Annotated in this window: 12 protein-coding genes; 2 read left to right on the plus strand and 10 right to left on the minus strand. The window is 64.4% G+C overall.

Annotated features, from left to right (window positions below):
* The 3 genes from B3873_RS08320 to hpnD all read right to left on the minus strand — a co-directional run.
* Nucleotides 1-632, minus strand: a 632-nt coding sequence (locus tag B3873_RS08320) for an alpha-hydroxy acid oxidase (RefSeq protein WP_286865221.1), incomplete at its 3' end; no start/stop codon positions are given.
* A gap of 172 nt (nucleotides 633-804) precedes the next feature.
* Nucleotides 805-2,133 carry a hydroxysqualene dehydroxylase HpnE gene (gene hpnE, locus B3873_RS08325; RefSeq protein WP_286865223.1) on the minus strand — a complete coding sequence of 443 codons (1,329 nt, stop codon included), beginning with the start codon at nucleotides 2,131-2,133 and terminating at the stop codon, nucleotides 805-807.
* A gap of 15 nt (nucleotides 2,134-2,148) precedes the next feature.
* Nucleotides 2,149-2,982, minus strand: a complete 834-nt coding sequence (hpnD, locus tag B3873_RS08330; protein WP_034331572.1) for a presqualene diphosphate synthase HpnD — start codon at nucleotides 2,980-2,982, stop codon at nucleotides 2,149-2,151.
* A 338-nt stretch (nucleotides 2,983-3,320) separates the two neighbouring features.
* On the opposite strand from hpnD, the gene B3873_RS08335 reads away from it, so the two are divergent.
* Entirely contained in the window at nucleotides 3,321-4,160 is an 840-nt protein-coding gene (locus B3873_RS08335; protein WP_039787857.1) for an HDOD domain-containing protein, read from the plus strand.
* A 77-nt stretch (nucleotides 4,161-4,237) separates the two neighbouring features.
* On the opposite strand, the gene hpnC is transcribed toward B3873_RS08335, so the two are convergent.
* From hpnC to B3873_RS08360, 5 genes are all read right to left on the minus strand, one after another.
* Nucleotides 4,238-5,047 (minus strand): squalene synthase HpnC, encoded by an 810-nt coding sequence (gene hpnC / locus B3873_RS08340; RefSeq protein WP_286865225.1) that lies wholly within the window; start codon nucleotides 5,045-5,047, stop codon nucleotides 4,238-4,240.
* Between the two features lie 12 nt (nucleotides 5,048-5,059).
* A complete protein-coding gene (locus B3873_RS08345) occupies nucleotides 5,060-5,344 on the minus strand; it encodes a hypothetical protein (protein WP_006463927.1) in 285 nt (94 codons plus the stop codon).
* Between the two features lie 318 nt (nucleotides 5,345-5,662).
* A complete protein-coding gene (locus tag B3873_RS08350; RefSeq protein WP_286865230.1) occupies nucleotides 5,663-9,169 on the minus strand; it encodes a calcium-binding protein in 3,507 nt (1,168 codons plus the stop codon).
* 1,062 nt (nucleotides 9,170-10,231) lie between these two features.
* Nucleotides 10,232-11,326 (minus strand): ABC transporter substrate-binding protein, encoded by a 1,095-nt coding sequence (locus tag B3873_RS08355; protein WP_286865232.1) that lies wholly within the window; start codon nucleotides 11,324-11,326, stop codon nucleotides 10,232-10,234.
* Between the two features lie 32 nt (nucleotides 11,327-11,358).
* On the minus strand, nucleotides 11,359-13,893 hold the full coding sequence (locus B3873_RS08360) for an MFS transporter (protein WP_286865234.1): 2,535 nt from the start codon (nucleotides 13,891-13,893) through the stop codon (nucleotides 11,359-11,361).
* A gap of 130 nt (nucleotides 13,894-14,023) precedes the next feature.
* Between B3873_RS08360 and B3873_RS08365 the strand changes: the two genes are divergently transcribed.
* Nucleotides 14,024-14,767, plus strand: a complete 744-nt coding sequence (locus B3873_RS08365; RefSeq protein ID WP_209534778.1) for a GNAT family N-acetyltransferase — start codon at nucleotides 14,024-14,026, stop codon at nucleotides 14,765-14,767.
* 35 nt (nucleotides 14,768-14,802) lie between these two features.
* Here B3873_RS08365 and B3873_RS08370 read toward each other — a convergent pair whose 3' ends face one another.
* Both B3873_RS08370 and B3873_RS08375 read right to left on the minus strand, forming a co-directional pair.
* Nucleotides 14,803-17,754: a PP2C family protein-serine/threonine phosphatase gene (locus tag B3873_RS08370; RefSeq protein WP_286865237.1), complete on the minus strand. Its 2,952-nt coding sequence runs from the start codon at nucleotides 17,752-17,754 to the stop codon at nucleotides 14,803-14,805.
* Complete coding sequence (locus B3873_RS08375; protein WP_039787845.1) at nucleotides 17,754-18,539, minus strand: hypothetical protein; 786 nt, start codon at nucleotides 18,537-18,539, stop codon at nucleotides 17,754-17,756. The genes B3873_RS08370 and B3873_RS08375 overlap by 1 nt, the downstream gene beginning before the upstream one ends.
* Between the last annotated feature and the right edge of the window lie 614 nt (nucleotides 18,540-19,153).

The following is a 19,153-nucleotide window of genomic DNA, read 5'->3' on the forward strand; positions in this document are numbered from 1 at the left end:
ATGTGGCCGGCCAGGTTGCCGAAGGTCTTGCGGCCGCCCAGTGCACGCAGCGCCCAGCCGGGCTTGCTGGCCAGGTCGAGCAGGGTGTCGAGGGTCAGCTTGGGCGGCACGGACATGCCGTTTTTCAGGTCCTTGTGGCGCTGGCCGAGGATCTGCAGGTCCAGCGTCAGTACCAGGGCCGAGCACTTGGCGGCCTTGGCGCGGTCGATCAGGGACTGCACGAAGCCACGGTCGCGCATCACGTAGAGCTGGAACCAGAAGGGTTTCGTGGTCACGCTGGCCACGTCCTCGATGGAGCAGATGCTCATCGTGGAGAGGGTGAAGGGGATGCCGAACTTCTCGGCCGCGATGGCACCCAGCATCTCGCCATTGGCCCATTGCATGCCGGTCAGGCCGGTCGGGGCGATGGCCACCGGCATGGTCACGTCGTGGCCGATCATGGTGCTGCGGGTGCTGCGCTCATCGACATTGATGGCAACGCGCTGGCGCAGCTTCAGGGCGGCCAGATCCTTGGTGTTGGCGCGATAGGTGCTCTCGGTGTAGGAGCCGCTGTCGGCGTAATCGTAGAAAGCCTTGGGAACGCGCTTCTTGGCCAGCAGGCGGAAGTCTTCGACACAGGTCATGACCGGCATGGTGTTTTTCTCCGTTGTTATGGTGGACGGCCAGGGCCGCCTTGTGTTGGGCTTGCAGACACGAACCGGAATCGGGCTGCGGACAAAAGGACTGCAGAATGACCGTTATGCTAGTGCATACCCGCTGGGCTTGGGGTGAATCCCTTTGCCGCCATCCATGAAAATTTTACGGTCAGGCCGCCAGCAGCCGCGCTGCCGCCATGCCGCTGCGCACCGCGCCTTCCAGGGTGGCGGGGTAGTCACCTGCCACATAATCCCCGGCCAGTGCCAGTCCGGCAGGCATGCCGGTATTGTCGGGCCGTTGCAGGCCGGGCGTGCAGGCGAAGGTGGCGCGTTTTTCAGTGATGACGCGGCTCCAGCCGGGCGTGGCCAGGGCCGCGTCGCCGAAGTCGTTCGCCAGTTGGCGCGCGATGCCCGCGCTCAGTGCCGCATGGCCATCGGCGATGGCCTGACCGGCCGCGCTGACGACGACGGCCAGCAAGCCCGCATCGCCGCCCAATTGCCCGCGATCAAAGACGAACTGGCCCCAGGCCTGGCGTTGCGGATCATCGGCCAGCGCCAGGAAGGGAGCCGGCAGGCGCATGCCAGACGGGTATTGCAGGTAGCAGGTGGTGATCGGTTCGTGTTCCAGTGCCTGCAGGAGCGCCGTGTCATGCAGACCTTCCAGCAGCTGCGCGGCGGCGTCGGGGCCGGTGGCCAGCACCACCCCGGCGAATTCGCCCAGGCTTTCAGCGGCGCGGTCTTCCAGCCGCCAACTGCCCTCGTCATTGCCCGGCAGCAGGCGAGCCACGGCCACGCCTGTCTGCACCAGGCCGCCGCGCTTGCCCAGATAGGCCGCGGCCGCATCGGGCAGCAATGCGCTCATGTCAACGCGCGGGATCAGCATGTCGGAGGCGGCGCGGCGCGCGCCCAGGCTATCACGCAGCACGTTCAGGAAGACTTGCGCCGAAGCCCGTTCCGGCGCGGTATTGAGCGCGGCGATGCACAGCGGACGCCACATCAGCCGGATCAGGCGCGCGGTCTGCTCATAACGTTCCAGCAGCTCGGCCACGCTGCAATCCTGATGCAGCTGCCAGCCCATCCAGCGCGCCGTGGTGGAAAAGCGCGCCAGCGCCATCTTGTCGTCGCGTTGCAATCCCTGGGCCCGCAGTAGCGCCACGGCCACATGCCAGGGGGCCGGCAGGCGGGGTGCCACGAAATCCATGCCCTCGGCCCCCGTGGCCAGCGGATAGCGCATCTGCAAGGGCAGGCGCAGCAAGGCGCTGGCCGGATCGACGCCGACCTGCTTCATCAGCGCCAGCGTGGAACGATAGGCCCCGAGCAGGATGTGCTGGCCATTGTCGAGCGTGCGCTCGTCCAGTTCTACCCGGCGCGCGCGGCCGCCCAGCGTACGGGCAGCTTCGAACAGGCTCACGCGATGGCCGCTGGCGGCCAGCGCCACGGCAGCAGCGCACCCGGCCCAGCCGGCACCGATGACGGCGTAGTGACGCGGGGCGTTCATCGGGAGCACACCTGTTCAGCCGAAGACATAGGTCTTCCAGGCCAGCCAGAGCTTGCGGATGGGGGTGAGCGAGATGCGCTGGTTGAGCACGTGGTAGCCATCGCGCGTGATCTCGTCCAGCAGGGTGCGATAGATGGCGGCCATCATCAGGCCGGGGCGCTGGGCGCGGCGGTCCTCCTTGGGCAGCAGGGCGAAGGCTTCGTCATAGACCGCCTGGGCGCGCTCGACCTGGAACTTCATCAGTGCCTCGAAGCGCTCGCTGTGGCGGGCGTTGAGGATGTCGGCAGCAGTGACGTTGAATTGCTGCAATTCATTGACGGGCAGGTAGATGCGGCCCTTGCGGCCATCCTCGCCGACATCGCGGATGATGTTGGTGAGCTGGAAGGCCAGCCCCAGCTTTTCGGCAAAGAGCAGGGTGCCGGGCTGGGTATGGCCGAAGATGCTGGCCGAGAGCACCCCGACCACCCCGGCCACGTGCCAGCAGTAGCGCTGCAGGCCGGGATAGTCGAGGTAGCGGGTCTGGTCCAGGTCCATTTCCATGCCATCGATGATGGCTTGCAGGTGTTCTCCCTTGAGCTGGTAGGTCGCCACGTGCGGGTGCAGGGCCTTGGTGACCGGGTGCGTGGGCTGGCCTTCGAGCATGGCGGCGATTTCCTTGCGCCACCACATGAGCTTGGTGCGGGCCACCATGGCGTCCTCGATTTCATCGACGGTATCGTCGACCTCGCGGCAAAAGGCGTACAGCGCCGTGATCGCCAGCCGGCGCTGCGGCGGCAGGAACAGGAAGCTGTAATAAAAACTGGAACCGCTGGCGGCGGCCTTCTGCTGGCAGTATTCGTCTGGAGACATGGATGCGTGGCGGGCGGTTGAAGCATGGGGCAGGTAGCCTGACGGCCCCCTGCGGCAAAGGCGCTATGCTAGCCGAGTGCGCCCGGCAGGGCAAATGCCGGCTGCCGTTGACCCGGCCTTGAAACGGGGCCTGAAACCCGTCTATTGCGGCCCCCGGCGTTGTCCATTAAGCTCGGGTCAAGCGCATCCCGGAAAAACAAATTCACATGACATCAAATCCGGATGAATTCTGCCGTTAATCTAACCAGACGTGGCGTTGCAGCGGTCAACCCCGCTTGCTGCGCGGCACATCGGCAACCCCGGCCATCGACGATGGCCCCCTGGAGGCTGGAGACAATATGGACAGACTGGAAATCTTTCGCAACATCGCCTCGCAGGCTGGTCGCGGCGAGCTGGTATTCCCGGCCAACGTCAGCGCCTCGCTGAAGCTGCAAAAGGCCCTGGCCGACCCGGAATGCCATCTGGAGTTGGCCGCCAAGCTGGTGATGGCCGAACCGCTGGTCTCGGCACGCACCGTGGCCATTGCCAATTCGGCGGCCTACAACCGTTCCGGCGGCGAGATCAACAACGTGCGGGCGGCCGTGATGCGGCTGGGCTTCCGCACCCTCAACACCATCACCACCTCGGTGATCGTGCGCCAGTTGGGGCGTACCATCAACAATCCCGGGATGCGCATCAAGTCGGCCCAACTGTGGGAGCACTGCGCCCACGTGGCGGCCACCGCCTACGTGCTGACTTCCAAGCTGACCAAGGCCGATCCGGAAACGGCGATGTTTGCCGGCATCGTGCATGAAGTGGGTGGTTTCTACCTGCTCTCGCGCACGGATGATTTCCCCGGCCTGCTCGACGGCGGCACCGAGGACTGGATGGAGTACGGGGAGAAGATGATCGGCCGTGCCGTGCTCAAGAAGCTGGGTGTGCCGCAGCCGGTGGTCGATGCCATCGAATCCCTGTGGCACGGCGTGCGGGTACTGCCGCCCCAGACCATCGGCGACGTGCTGCTGCTGGCCAAGGAATTGTCCCCGGTGCCTTCGCCACTGGCGCGCACTGCGGTGGCCGAAGCCGGCGTCGGCGGCGAGAGCCTGGTGGATGACTATATCGGGGACCGTTCGCTGCGCGAGATGCTGGATGATTCCGAAGAACAGATCCGCACCCTGACCGCAGCCTTGCTGGTCTGAACCAGTACGCGACCGCTTCTTTTTGAAGCCCCGCCTGGCCAATGTGCCGGGCGGGGCTTTTTCATTCCGGCTGCGGTTTATCGGGTCAGGCCGCGCCAGCCGATGATGAGCCAGTCCGGCTTGCCCAGCTTGGGGCGCTGGCGGAAGACATCGCCTTGCACCGCCTCGATGCGCTCCAGGATGCGCAGTCCGCCTTGTACCACCATGCGCAGTTCCAGTCCGATACGGCCCGGCAGGCGGCGCGCCAGCGGGGCACCGGAAAGCATCAGTTCCCGCGCCCGCGTGACCTCGAACTGCATCAATTGCTGCCAGCGCTGGTCGCTGCAGGCTTGGGCGATGTCGTTTTCATTGATTCCGAAGCGCTCCAGGTCCTCGAGTGGCAGGTAGATGCGCGTCTTTTGCCAGTCGATGGCGACGTCTTGCCAGAAGTTGATGAGTTGCAAGGCGCTGCAGATGGCATCCGAATCCCGGAGGTTTTCTTCATTTGCCGCACCGTACAGGTGAAGCATCAGGGTTCCTACCGGGTTCGCAGACCGGCGGCAGTAGTCCAGCAGGTCCGAATAATGGGGGTAGCGGGTGGTCACCACATCCTGGCGGAAGGCCGAGAGCAGGTCGCGGAAGGGTTGCAGCGGCAGGGCGTGATCGGCGGTGGTCTGCTGCAGCCGGGTGAAGATGGGATGCGTGCAGGGCAACTGCTGCTCGATCAGGTCGAGCTGCGCGTCGTAGGCATGCAGTGCGGCCAGGCGTTCTTCGGGGCGGGCGTCGCCTTCATCGGCGATGTCGTCGGCGCTGCGGGCAAAGGCGTAGATGGCGGTTACGGCCGAGCGCAGACGCGCCGGCAGCAGCAGCGAGGCAACGGGGAAGTTCTCGTAGTGATCGACGGCCATGGGGCGCGCGACTCAGTCGAACTTGTCCTTGAGCAGCGCCTCGATGGTGGCGATGCGGGTTTCGACCGTCTCCAGCAGGGCCTTGGGCATGGTGCCGCCGGCGTTCAACTGCGCGGCCAGCGAGCGGGCGATGCCCATGGCGCCTTCGGTGAACTGCTTGCCATCCTTGGACAGCACGGCCGCAGCCGTGAAGAGGGTGGAGAACAGGATCTGGTCAGCGGTATTGTTCTCGATGAACTTGTTGAGCAAGGCGTTGTGGCTTTGCTTGAGTGCGTCGAATTCTTCCTGGGTGGGCATGGCGGGTCCTCGCTGGATGGCGCGGCTGGTGCAGGAAAGGTTCGCGCACCAGCCAGCAAAGGCGCGGATTGTAGCAGTTCAGCACGCCGCTGCGCGCAGGCGGTGTGCAATCGGCCCCGGGGCACGTGGATCGTGAAAAAAAAGCCGGGAAATGAAGTTTTCTCCGGGAGCCCCTTGCCGCCGCCCGCCGGGGGCAGCAGCCTACTGAGCTGGTGAAGCAATTTGCAAAAAAACGGAAGCCGGCAGCGAGGTCTGATTCGCTACCGGCTTGCCTGGGGCCTGCCGTTCAATGCGCAATGGCCCCAATCGGTCCCTCCATCAATGGCTGACCGCCAGCAAGACCTTGCCGTCGCCTCCTTGTGCCTGCGCCCAGGTAGTCTGGGTCGCCGCAGGCGGGGCGAAGCTGGCCATGGCTTGCACCAGCTTTTCGACATCAGTGTCCAGCAAGGATTTGCCGTCGGCGGTCTTGATGCGCTCGATGTGGTTGTCGGTCGTCCCGGCAGCGCCGGCATACCAGTCCTTCACCGTCACCTGGTCGGTCGTGCCCAGTACCTTGATGCGCAGGTCCTGGCCGGCCTTGCTGAACCACAGGTTGTCCTGCCGGGCGTCGGCGAAGCTGATGGTGTCGACCTTGCCTAGGGTGGCATCGTGGTCGTACACCGCGTCCTGGCCGTCGCCCTTGGCGAAGCGATAGCTGTCGTTGCCGGCCCCGCCGATGAGCAGGTCATTGCCCTTGCCGCCTGTGAGGACATTGTCGCCGCCGTTGCCGGCCAGGATGTTGTCAAGGCCGTTGCCGGTGGCATTCACGTTCTGCCCGAAGAGCTTGACCGCCTGGTCGGTGGTCAGGGTGTCGGCCGAGGTGACATCGGTGGCGTAGCGCAATTGCCGCAGCGTGACGTAACGGCTCATGTCGTCCGCTCTGCCGCGTCCGGAGTCGGCAATGAAGAAGCCGGCAATCTGCTCGGTATCGACCGAGTAGGCCACCCCGGTGACCGTGACGCAATGGTTGCTGCGGTTGTTGCTGGCCATGGGCATGTCCCAGAGCCGGCTGGCATTGACGCTCAGGCCGACCGCCTTGCCCTCCTTGATGCTCCGGGCGACTGCCATTTCATCGAAGCCATGCGTGATGGTAGCGTCAAGACCGAAATCCTTGAGCAGGGCTTGCTGGCCCTCCGTGTAGGTGCCGCCCCGGTGCTCCGGCAAGGGGTCGATGACGTCGCAGAGCATTTCGTCGATGGCGCGGGTGACCACTTCCTTTTCCGTGAGGGGCCGGCCGGCCAGCACGCTCATGTTGGCCACGACCGTCTCGCCGCAGGTGCCCAGGAAATCGGGGACGGCATCGCCCTGCGCGTAGTCCAGCAGGTAGGACTTCGGCATGCCGTACACCAGCACGTTGACGCCATTGAACACCGCGCTCTGCGGCTTGGTGGCATCGATCAGGACCAGGTTCTCGACATTGTCGGCAAGCGTGGTGCTGACCGTCGCATAGACCGTATCGATGCCTTCGCCCGCCTTCTCGACCACGCGGTCGCCGCTGTTGTCGACGTAATAGCTGTCGTCGCCCTTGCCGCCGGTCATGGTGTCGGCACCGCCCAGGCCATCGAGGATGTTGTTGCGGTCGTTGCCGGTGAGCCGGTTGTTTTGCGCATTGCCGGTGGCATCGAGGTTGTCGGCTTCCAGTGCTAGGTCCTGTTTGTCGCTGGCCAGGAAGATGTGCTTCCTGACCTTCACGCCGGGCAGCTTGTGTTGCGAGCCTTCGTCGTCGCCGAACGGGGCGGGGGCGGTGAAGCTGTCCAGGTAGTGCGCTGCCAGTGCATTGCCGCCGGATGCGGCAGGCTTTGCCGGTGCGGTCAGCCCGGCCTGGCCGGACAGTTTGCCATCGGCTGCGGCTTGATCCAGGGCGGCGCCAGCCCCGCCATTGATCCTGTTGAAGGGCTTGATGGCGTCGTTGGTGGTGATGGTGACGGAGCCGCTGGCGTTGGTGCAATCGCGCAAGGTCTGCAAGCTGACGTAGCGGCAGGTGTCGGTATCGCGCCCCCGGCCGGAATCGCTGATGTAGAAACCGTCCACCTCGCCGCTTTGTGCACCGTAGCCCACGCCGATGATGGCGATCATGTGATCGGTCATGCCGACGTTGACCGGAATGTTCTTGGCCCAGAGGTTGCTGCCATTGACCGTGACGATGACGCCTTTGCCCGCGAGGATGTCGCGTGCCACAGCGTTTTCGTCGAAGCCCTGAGTCAATGTCGAGGCCAGGCCAAATTCCTTGAGCAGGATCAGTTCGTTTTCCGCACTGATGGTGCCGCGCTTGGTGGTGGATTTGCTGGTGGTATCGCACAGTTTTTCGGCGATGGCCTTGTTGACCACGTCCTTTTCCGTTACGGACATGCCGGCGATGGTGGCCAGGTTGGCGATGCAGACCTCGCCTGACGTGCCTTCATAGCGGGCGACCGCATCCCCCTGGTTGTAGTCGAGATCGTTGGAGAAGGCAAAGGGATTGCCATAAGTCAGCACATCCGGGCCGGTGATGAGCTTGTGTTGCGGTTTGGCCGGATCGGCCATCCTGGGATCCTCGGGCAGCGCCAGCTTCTTGATCGGATCGACAGTATAAAAACCCGAGCAACCGGACTGGAAGTGCGCGGCCTTGTCCAGTTCGCTCAGTGAAACGTAGCGTGCGGCATCGCCGGACCGTCCGCGTCCCGAGTCGACAATGTAGAAGCCTTGCAGGGCACCGGTATCGGCCGCATAGACAGCGCCGGTCAGGTTGATCATGTGATTGACGTTGATCAGTTCCAGCAATTTCTTGTCCAGATCGGCACTCCACAGCGCATAGCCGTTCACGCCCATGAGCACACCTCTGCCCTCCTTGATGAGGGCGGCCAGTTTGTTGGGATCGTAGTCCGTGATGGCCTCGACGGGCATGCCATAACTTTCCAGCAGCAGGCGTTGCATCCCCAAGACGGTGCCGCCGCGCTGGCCGGGATTGGAGCTGACGGTGTCGCACCAGCCGTTGTCGATGGCTCTCTGGACTACGTCCTTTTCGGTCACATCCCGACCGGCGATCATGAGCAGGTTGGCGATGCTGGTTTCTGAACAGGTGCCCATGTAGCCCGGGACGGCATCGCCCTGGCAATAGTCCAGATCTTGGTAGGACTTCGGGTTGCCGTAGACCAGCACGTCCTTGCCATCGATCTTGTCCCGCAGAGCTGGCATGGTCGTGGGGGCTGGCTGTTTTTCCGGGGTGGCTGGCTTGAGGCTGGCGGGCGCTTGTACCTGCACGGGGGCTGGTGTCGGCACTGCAGCGGCGGGCTTGCTTCTGATGGCTGCAGGTGGGGTGGCGACGGCGCCGGGCGGGGTGACAACCTGCCGCGGCGAGACCGGGGTCGATGCCGGGACGACGGCAGGCGTGGCAGGGTGCACGGTGGGGATGCTGACCGGCGCGTCGAAGCTGGCGGACATGTCGAGTCTGCCGGACTTGTCGCTTGCGGGCTTGCCGGCGATCGGGGCCGCGGCGATGTCCGGTTTGACGTTGACCGGCGTTTGGATGGGCGACGGCTTGGCTGGCGCCGGTTTGGTGGGGCTGGCCACAGGCGGCTTGACGACGGGCTTGCTTGCGATGGCTGGCGGCTTGGTGGCTAACGGTGTGGCAGCGGGTTTTTCCGGTGGGTCGAAGAGCTTGATGTCGGGAGAGATCGGCGCAAAGATGATTTTGGTGACGCTGCCGGTCTTGATCTGGACGAAGCGTTTGTCGATGCGGGTGATGACCGGATCCGGGAGCGGGGTTGCGGCGGCGCGTGGTGCTTGCGTGGCGGAATGGGTCGACATGGTTTCCCTTTGAAGTACGCCGGTGAAGGCGAAGGCGTTCGAGGAAAGTCTGCGCAGGCTGCGTCTTTCCCCGGGGACGTGTGGCCCGCAGCGCCGCTGGGTTCGTAAGGAGGCCAGACTGCGCCTCTGACGGACCCGGGCCGGTGCCGCAAGCTTGCTATATGAATTTTGTTGTCCCGGGCCGATTCAATCGGATTGAAATGCTTCGGTAAATCGCACAAAAGTGCCGTTGGCCGCTTGACAAGAGCTGGCCACAAGGGAAATGCCAACGTGAGGGGACTGATGGTCGTTCAAAGAGGTGGCAGTGAGGACTGGAAGCGGGGGAGGCGGGGAGGGGGCATGATATTTTTTTCATGCCGGTGCGGCCTGTGACGAAGGGTCGGCATTGGCCGGGTGCAACGAGGGTGAGCCGTTGCAGGCGAGTTTTGCTGCTCAAAGGAGTTAGGTCGGTGAAGCAAGGGCAGGCTTCACGGCGTATCAATGGCCCGGAGACGGTTCGATGCTGTAATGCGTCTTGCGCCTATTTACGCCCTCTTGATTCTGGCATTTTCTTGTTGAGATCGAATTTGCTCGACGATGCTGTGCGACGAGGCAGTGCATAGTTGGATTCTCTTTTTGGGCTCTACGGCGGGACGTCAATATCTCTTCATTCAGGCAGCGATCAATCCGCCCCCGGCTCGCTCTGAGTCAGGAGAAAACCCCTTGAGAGGGTAGGTAAGTGCCAGACGAATCAATTGACTTTGTGCATCTGAAATGCAATCGATTCGCCCCTTTCTTCCTGATGAATCCCAGGTAAATGGCGGGATTAATGGCGCAGAGTCAGCCTGTCGGCTCGCCCAGGCCCTGGTGTACGTGTTGAGTTTGCAATCCAGCGCGACAAGCCGATGAGCCTGTCGCGCATTTGGTCGCTTCTTGTTGTGGTGATCCGGACTCGCCCCCCCCCCGAAGCCCGGCCCGCTGAATGGCGGTCCGGTTCCCCCTCCTGAAGTCGGCAAATCCAACAGCATTGTAGGAATTCTCACGGACATTGGCACTAGTCCAAATGGACTGTGTATTTCCGGCTCATCGCGGCGCCATGCCCAGCCGCAACGGGTTCGGTCCCAAGCCGATGACTTCAGCGATATTGAGCAGCAGCATGGGTGGGTACAAGTCCAGGCCCTGCGCGGTGCGCATGTTGATCAGCAGCGAGAAGCGCTGCAGGGTGGAGGCCGGTATGCGTTGTGCAGGGATGTGCTGTACCAGAATCTGCATGGCCTTGGCGGCAGCGTAACGCCCGGTGTTGGCCCCGTTGGAAAACAATCCGAACATGCAGCCGGAGCGCCGCACGATGCTCTCGGTGGCGCAGAACGTGGGCAGGCGGGCCTGCAGCGCCGCCCCGGTGACCAGATCCCGGTGGGTGAAGGCCAGCAACGTACTGGGGCCGATGTACAGGAAATCCACCTTGCGTTCGGCCATGCTGCGGATCAGACCCGGCAGGGCCTGGACATCAGGTTCGCCGCGGGCATCGAGCGGAATGTCTGCGCTTTCCACCTCGAATTTCTGCTGCGCTGCCAGTTGCTGCAGCTGGGCGCGGACCAGCGCGGAATTGGGTTCGGCCGGATTGTGCAGGTAGCCCAGCCGACTGAACGGGCGATATGAGCGTATCGCATTGAGCTGCACCGGCAGCGGCGCTACGTGACTCACGCCGGTGACGTTGCTCTCATGGTGATCTAGTGAGCGCATCAGTCCGGCTCCGACCGGATCGGTCACCTCCGTAAAGACGATGGGAATGTCGCGAATGGCGTCGCCCGCCGGGCCATCGACCTTGCCAGCCAGTGCCAGGGTGGTGGGCGTGCCCCAGGAATAGATCAGGTCGGGATGCGCATCGCGCACTTCCTGGCGCAAGCGGCCGGCGTCCTCGGCTCTGCCGCTGAAGCGAATTGGGATGTAATGCACCGACAGGCCCTGATGCTGCAGATAAGCCTTGAAGGCTTCCTCGATATTCTGTTCCTCGCGCGGCAGGACCATGGCAATGGTCACCGTCCCGATATGGCGCGCCTCGACCGGCTGGTCCCGGGGAGCCGGCGTCTGGGCCAGGGCCAGCGTCGCATTGCAGAGAAAAAGCGCACACAGCAAGCGGGTCATCCCGGCCGACGTGAAAGCAAAGAAGGCATGCATGGAACAATTCCTTGGTATAAGCATGTGATTCATCAAGAGCGAGCGCTGATCGCCAGCGACGCAGAGGGTCGCAGCCCCAGCCAGACTCCGAGCGCGCCCAGCGCCAGCAACACGCCCACGGCCGCTACCGCACCCTCCAGGCCCAGCAGTGCGATCGCCAATGCGGTCACGAAGGGGGCGATGATGCTGCCGCCCCGTTCGATCAGGCGGAAGGCCGCCAGCGCCTGCTCAGGCGTGGCGGCCTGAACGGAGGCATCCTTGCGCTCGAACAGCTCGGTCACCAGCGTGATCTGGGGCGAGGACTGGACCGCCTGACCCACGCCCAGCAAGGCGCAGCAAAGCGCCAGTCCGCCGATGCCCTGGATGGCCGGCAACTGCAGGCAGGCCACAGCAGCCACGAGGCAACCGGCCACAATGAACGGTTTGCGCTGCCCCAGCAGGTCAGACCAGTGCGCCATCAACGAGGCGGTTGCCGCAAAGCACAGGAAATACATCAACATCACCCGGCCCGCGGCATCGGCTGACAGCTCCAGCTGCCTGACGTACAGCGGTGCCACCACCACCAGGACGGTCACAGCCACCAGCCTGGCCGGCAGTGCCGACCCCAGGATCACGCACATGGCCCGCCAGTTGTGGAGGACCGCCAGGTAGCCACGCCAGGTGGGTGCCGTGGTGGTTACCAGGGTCTCCGCGCCCCGCGCGGTACACGACAGGCGCAGGCGCGATGCCACCACGAGGGCGCCGATCATCGCCAGCGCGCAGGCCAGCAAGGCGTGGGCGTCACCGATACGGCCTGACAGCATGCCGCCGAACGGAGGGCCGACGATGCCGGCGGCGACGATGGCCGCAGCCACCTCCGCCAGGCTGCGGGCGCGTTGGGCTGGAGGCGCATGGCGCACGATGGCGGTCTGCACCAGGATCAATCCCAGGCCGTAGGCTGCGCCGCTGACCGAGCGCAACAATACCAGCGCGCCAACATCGTGGGTGAAGGCCGTTCCGACCAGCGCCAGGGCTCCTGCCGGTGCCGCGAGCATGAGCATGCGGCGCAGGTCGAAACGTTGTGCCAGCATGGGGCCGATGATCTGCGACAAGGCCAGCGTGCACATGAAGGCCACCACCGGAAGACCGGCCAGCATGGCCGGTGACAGCCATGCAGAAGACGTTTGCATCTCACTTGCGAAAGCGGTGAAGAAGGGACGCAGCAATTCATCCGACAGCGCAATCAGGAACACAGCCAGCCGCAGCCGCGTCAGCTGGACGCCGAAATCCGTGCCGCCGCTGTCGATCTCGCCGTGGACGTGGCCCGAGGCGGCGATGGAGAGTTCAGCCTTGCATTTCTTGCGTGCCTCTTCGACGGTCTTCGACGAGGGCTTGCGTCCCCGCAGGCCATCAATCCACCACCAGACGCGGGCAATGCGATAGTCCAGCAAAGGATGCAGCAGCGAACGGCGCCACAGCCCTCGGGTGAGCTCACGCAGCAGCACCACGCTGATGACCACGGCCAGTACCAGGTCCAGCAGCATTGCGCCCAGTGCGCGATCCACGTAGTTGTGCGAATAGGCGGCCACGATGCGGGCGCTGCTGCCGCCAACCGGGGCGCTGCGCTCGGTCATGATGTCATCCGGATGGCTGGTGCCGGCATGCGCCAGTTCCTGGCCGTCGGGGCCGCGCAGGGCCAGCCAGGACAGCTCGCGCGCCACCGCCAGTCGATCCGCGAACAGGGCTGGCAGCCCGTTGAGCGACTGCAGTGGCACGCCCAGGTCCAGCGCGCGCTGGACCTGGCCGGCCACGCTGGCTGCCACCATGTCGGCGCTGGATTCGATCTGTGCACTGACGTAGGGGCGGGCGGCTTCACGAGCGATCCAGATCATCGCCGGGGAAGCCAGCAACAGGGCCGCCAGCATCAGCGGCGCGGCGCGCCGCGCGCGCCTGCTACCGGCCGTGCCAGTGTGGCCGGCGACCAGCCAGATGCTGCGCCTGGCCCAGCCATGCATGGCCAGGTAGAGAACCAGGCAGGACAGCACCGCCAGCGGCAAGGCCTTCAGGACCACCGCCTGGGCTGCGCTGCGCGCCTGGATGCGCAGCGCCTCGGGGCTCGCGACCAGCCACAGGCTGGCTACCGGGCTACCGGTCGGATCGAACAGAGTGGCACCGCTGATCGTGTGCGCCGGCAGGTGACGCAGTTCACTGGCCGCGCTGCGTCCCCCGCTCATCAGGCGCTGGATCCAGCGTGGATCAATCAGCCGGCGCAGGGCACGGTCGCCCGATTCCGCCACGGCCTCTCCGGTACGGGTTTCGACGAAGGCCAGCAAGATGCCTGGATCGTCCTGGCGCAAGCGCTCCAGACGCTCCTGGTAGAACTGCAGGTCGCCAGCATCGATCCCCAGCCGCATGGCGCCTTCGCCTTCCTCGACCAGCTGGCGCACGATGCGATCGGTCCTGTCCTGGGCCAGCGTCGTCAACATCTGCTCGACCCGCCAGATGATCAGTACCAGTGTCAGGCAGAACAGCAAGCCGCAGAACAAGCCTGAAAACTGCATCGCCTGGCGACGCAGTTTTTTTCGCATTGAGTGCGCTTGAACTGAAGTATCCAACTCTTGCTTTCCCATGTTAGACTCCAACCACATTCAGTTTTACCTTCCCCCTCCTCGCGCCGAAGACTGAGTATTTCCCTACGCTTGTCTAGGAGATTCAGACTTGTATTCGACGCAATATTCCATCATGTCCACGCAGATGCCTGTCGGCGGTTTCGCCGGCCGGTCGGAACTGCACAGCCGTTTGCTCTTGCGGGATGACCTGCCGGCTATCAAGGCGCTGCGTGATGAAGTGCTGGCGGCGTTGCCCGATCCCGATTGCTATGTGCGCGAATCCGATGAGCACACTTTCCTGCTGCAACATCTCGGTGCGCATGGTGCCACCATCGGCGTCTTCCATGAGGGCGGCCTTGTGGCCTATGCCATGTTGGCCTTGCCGCACCCGGAGGATCCCGCCAACCTGGGTGCAGTGATCGGCCTGCCGCCGCGCGATCGGATGGAGGTGGCTCACCTGACAAGCTGCATGGTGCGCGAGGGATGGCGTGGCATCGGTTTGCAGCGCGCGCTGCTGGCTGCCCGCCTGGCATTGGCGCGCGGCTATGGTCGCAACGTCTGCATGGGCATGGTCTCGCTGCGCAATCACTCCAGCCGCCACAACATGCTGCGTTCGGGCATGCACATTGCCTGGGCCGGCGACATCGATGGCTTGCAACGACAGCTCACCCTCATCGACATGCGGCGCAGGCCCATTGTCGCCACCAGCGACGAGCGCCTGATCGGCAGCGACAACCTGAGCGGCCAGCAGCAGGCGCTTGCCGCCGGCTACATCGGCGTAGGGGAACAACGTTCGCTGCGCGAGGTGCACCTGCGCTTCCAGCGCCGTTTGCCGGGCCATCTGCCGTTCTGAAGCCGAGGGCGCCAGGGGCGGCGGGGCGGGAGTATTCATGCGCCACCCCGGTAGCGCACCATCATGCAAGTAATGTCATCGGCTTGCGGTCCGCCAGCCTCGAAGTCCTTGATGCGCTCGACAACGTGTCGGGTAATCTGGTCTACCGGCCGTCCGGTCGCCTGTTTCAGCTCTTCGATGAGCCGTTGCTCGCCAAACAGCTGTTGTACAGGATCGGTGGCTTCGGTAATGCCGTCGGTATAGAGGAACAGGCCATCGCCCGGCGCAAGCTGTACCGTTCCCTGCTCGAAATACATGTCCGTCTCCACTGCCAGGGCAATGCCTCGGGTCGCGGGAGGATGTCCGGCGCGCCCGTCCGCACGCAGCAGGTAGGGAGGGTTATGCCCGGCGTTGATGTAGTGCATGCTGCCATCACGAGTGTCGAGGATGGCGTAGAAGAGGGTCACGAACATCATCTCTTCATTGTCTGCTGCCAGCAGATCGTTGACGCGCGCGATGCAGGCCGCTGCGCTGCTCGTATACGGCGCAATGGCACGTAGCAACGTGCGTGACACGGCCATGAAGAATGCCGCAGGCACGCCCTTTCCGGAAACGTCGGCAATCACCAGGGCAGTGCGATGGGCGTCGAGGTCGAAGAAGTCATAGAAATCGCCGCCGACTTCCTTGGCCGGAATCATCATGGCGTGCAGCGACAAGGCCGGATTGGCGGCGAATTGCCGGGGCAGGATGGATAACTGCATCTTGCTGGCGATTTCGAGTTCTTGTTGCAGCGCGATGAACTGGGTCTTGGCTTGCAAGGCCTCGCGGAGCTGGTTTACCAGGCGGTCCAGTTCCTGGTATTGCTCGCCGACGCGGCTCACCAAGTTCTGGAAACCCAGTGCCAGCACGCCGAATTCGTCAGCGATGCGCCCGGCGCGCTCATCGGTTCCGGAATCGCTGGTCGCATCCGGGCGCCGGCCGTGCTCGATGCGGTGCAGGTCTTCCAGGATGCCGCGGCGGGCGGCTTCATCGAGGCGCTCGGCCAGCTGCATCATCTGGCGCCGGATGAAACGCGCCTGACGCTTGCCCTGGCGCTCGCGCGAACGGCGAAGCGTTTCGAGGGCATCGATCTTGCCGGCAATACGCTGCATCATGCCGTGCCATAGTCGTACCTGGCGAACACCCTGCAAGGGCGCCTGGACATCGGTGTCACCGTCGGCCAGTCTTTCCAGCTGCCGTGTCGCCTGTCCGAGCAACACGAACGGGCTGCGCACGTAGAGCAGCAAGGCCAGCAGGGCCGATGCCGCCAGTGCTGCCCACAGCAGGATCGCCAGGTCTTCCTCCGGTTCCAGCCGGGGCGCCTGCGGAAGCATGGCCAACAAGGTGCCCAGCGCATGCCCGCTGGGCGCATTCAGGGCCAGGCTCACCAGGACTGCGGCCTGATTGCCATCGCGCATGAAATTGCTGCGATCGTGGGCGCGCCATAGACTGGTCAGTGACGCATAGGCATCCAGTACCGGCTGGCCCCGCAGGTCGGCCACCGCCACCTGCAGACTGCTTGCGCCGTCGTCCCCGGCTGCCACGCGAGTGGCCAGCAGGCGTTCGCGCAGGCGGCCCAGACTCTTTTCCAGCGGGCGGGTGGCCACCAGCAGCAGGGCGTGTCCCTCGATCTCGATGCGCCTGACGGCACCGCTCTGATAATCGCGCACACCGTTTTGCCAGATGCCGTACAGGCCATCGGTGGCGCCCCGCAGCAAGGGCAATGTCAGCACCGGAATGGTGGTGGCTTCGCGCGACTGGCCGGCGGCGGCACGCAGCGAGCCGTCCAGCTCCAGCACGGCCAGCGCCAGCCCGGGTCGGGTACTGTGCCGTATCACCGTCTCCAGGACATCGTCAGGGCTCTTGTCGCGTAGCAGCCGCGGGCCGGCCTCTGCGGTCAGCAGCGGTGCCAGATCTTGGTCGAACTGGTTACGGTCCTCGTCGAGCACAGCTTGCCAGGACTGCAGCAGCAGTTGGGAGCCGCCTTCCAGGAGCCTACGCTGATCCGCCTGCTGGTATTGTCGGTGCAGCCCATAGGCGCAGGTCAGCAGGGTCAGCACACACATCAGTGTGACCAGTAGCGCACGGTGCTGAGCATTCTCACCGCGAGCGGTGGACTGCGCGGCCTCCTGATGGGAGGGCGGGCGGCGCGCCAGCAGCGGGCGCGCCAAGTTATCCAGGGTCTCGACGATGGCGGGGTTGAAATGTGCCGCGCGGACTTCCTCCAGCTTGAGCAGCAGCGCATCGTTACGGCGCCGCAGCGCATGCAGGTATCCCGCCAGGGCCGCCTGATATTGCGAAGCCGGATCGCGTACCGGTACCTCGCTGAGGTGCGACAACTTCCCGCCGGCCAGTGCCAGGGTGCTCTGGTGTGACAGTGCCAAGGGCGACTGCAGGCGCCAGCGGACCAGTTGCAACAGGCTGAGGGCCGCCAGTGCGGCCAGGACGACGGCTGCCGACAGCGACCACCACCAGCCGTAGAGCGGCAGGGGGGGAGCTTTGCTGCCCACGTGCAACCAGCCGGCCAGCGCGCCGTCGGGGGTCTTGATTGGCAAGGTTTCGATGTAACTGAAACTGCCGCGCGCCATGCCATGTGCCGCCGTGGTATGGGCGGAAGCCGCGCGCAGCTCGCGCAGCACGGTCGCATCGCCGCCAAGCCTGGCCAGGATATTGCCCTGGTCATCGGTGAGCACAAGCAGGTCCAGCATGGGATTGTCGCGCGCCAGTCCATTGAACCAGGCATCGACGCCGACCAGGCTGGCGATGGGAATGCGATAGGCCAGGGCCCGTTCCAGATCGCCGACCAAGGTGCGGCCAATCAGGCGCGAGCTTTGCTTCAATTCGGGCGTCGCCAGATCGGCGGCTGCGCGGTGGGCCATCCATCCCAGGCCGGCGACCAGCGCCAGCAAGGCCGCCAGCATCAGCAAGGACCAGCCCAGCCAAAGCCTGCGCAAGGGGCGGGGCAGCATCAGCTCGCCTCCAGGTTGTCGAGCCGATCGGCTTCGCGGTCGACCTGCGCCAGCGCTTGCTGCAAGGCGTGGCCTTGCACGATGGCATCGGCCAACGGCCCGCACAAGGCATCGTTGTGCGCCGTACCATCGCCGGCGAGGGCGGCGGTCTGCGCTTGCAGGTCCCGCTCCAGCGGGCGCAACAGCAGCCACGCCAGCAGGCCGCCACCGCACAGCAGCGTCGCGCCCAATCCCAGCAACATCGGCCAATAGCGCGTCAGTTGATTGAGCAGGCTGCTGCGGTCCGGCAGGCCGTAGCGCAGGGCCACACCCCCGGCGACCTGATCGAAGCCGGTGATGACCGAACCGCACAGCAGGCGGCCCTCTTCATCCTCCGCCCCCCAGTTGGCTGCAGTCGCGCTCAGGCAGGACTGGCGCCAGGACACCGGGATGTTGGCACCCACGCCACCGCCGTCGGTACTGAAAACGATATGCCCCTGGGCGTCGAAGACGTCGATGGAACGAATGACCACCTCGTAGGCGCGCACCTGCTCTATGAGATGCTGCATGCCGGTCTGCTCGGGCAGTTGCAGCCCAACCTGCAGTCCGGATTCGAGCTGGCGCTTGATGGTGTTGAGATTGAATTGGAATCGTGCCTCGCGCAGGACAGCACTGCGTTGTTCCAGCGCCTCGCGCCAGGCCAGTACACCGGCCACGCTGCCCACGAGCAGCACCAGTGCCAGCAACATGACGAAAAAACGGTTCAGCGTGAGCGTGAACATCCAGAGGCGCTTCAGCGAGTTCATGCCAGGTCGGCTCCCTCGTCAACGCCTGTTGCGCTGGATGTGAACGGATCGACGCAAGCACGCGCCTCACTCGAAGCGCATGACGCGACGGCTGCGTTTGCCCAGCTGTTTTTCCCGTCCCTTGATATTTTCACGGCCATCCCCCGTACTGAGCGCCCTTGCCGGTCAGATGCCGGCTGCGTCGATCAATCCGCGCGCTATTGTAGATGGAAATGAGCGGCCTCGGTGACGGAAAACCGCCGTTGCGCGCCAGCAGGCGCGTTGGCGCAGGGTTCGAGAGTCACGCCCGGCTGACGCAATTGCCGGGGGGTGAGACATCCTTGTGTTTCAACTGTAACCAAAACGGTGTGGGCGTGAAATGTGCCGGTAACGAAAGCGCCCCAGAATGATTTCCATGCCCAGGGCGCTGAAGAAGGACTGGGCAGGGGCAGGCAAATGATGGCGTGTGGGGCTGAGGGGCCTTGCCGCCGGAGCGGGCCCCATGAATGGATGTGCCCATTACGCTATCAACAGCGAACCAACCGACTATCTACATAAAGGAAATCATCATGCCGATGCCATGCTACCTGATCCTCGAAGGCCAGAACCAGGGCAAGATCGAAGGCTCGACCAAA

Origin of the sequence: Herbaspirillum sp. UBA812 (assembly GCF_002296545.1) — a bacterium.
Classification (GTDB): Bacteria; Pseudomonadota; Gammaproteobacteria; order Burkholderiales; family Burkholderiaceae_D; genus Herbaspirillum; species Herbaspirillum huttiense.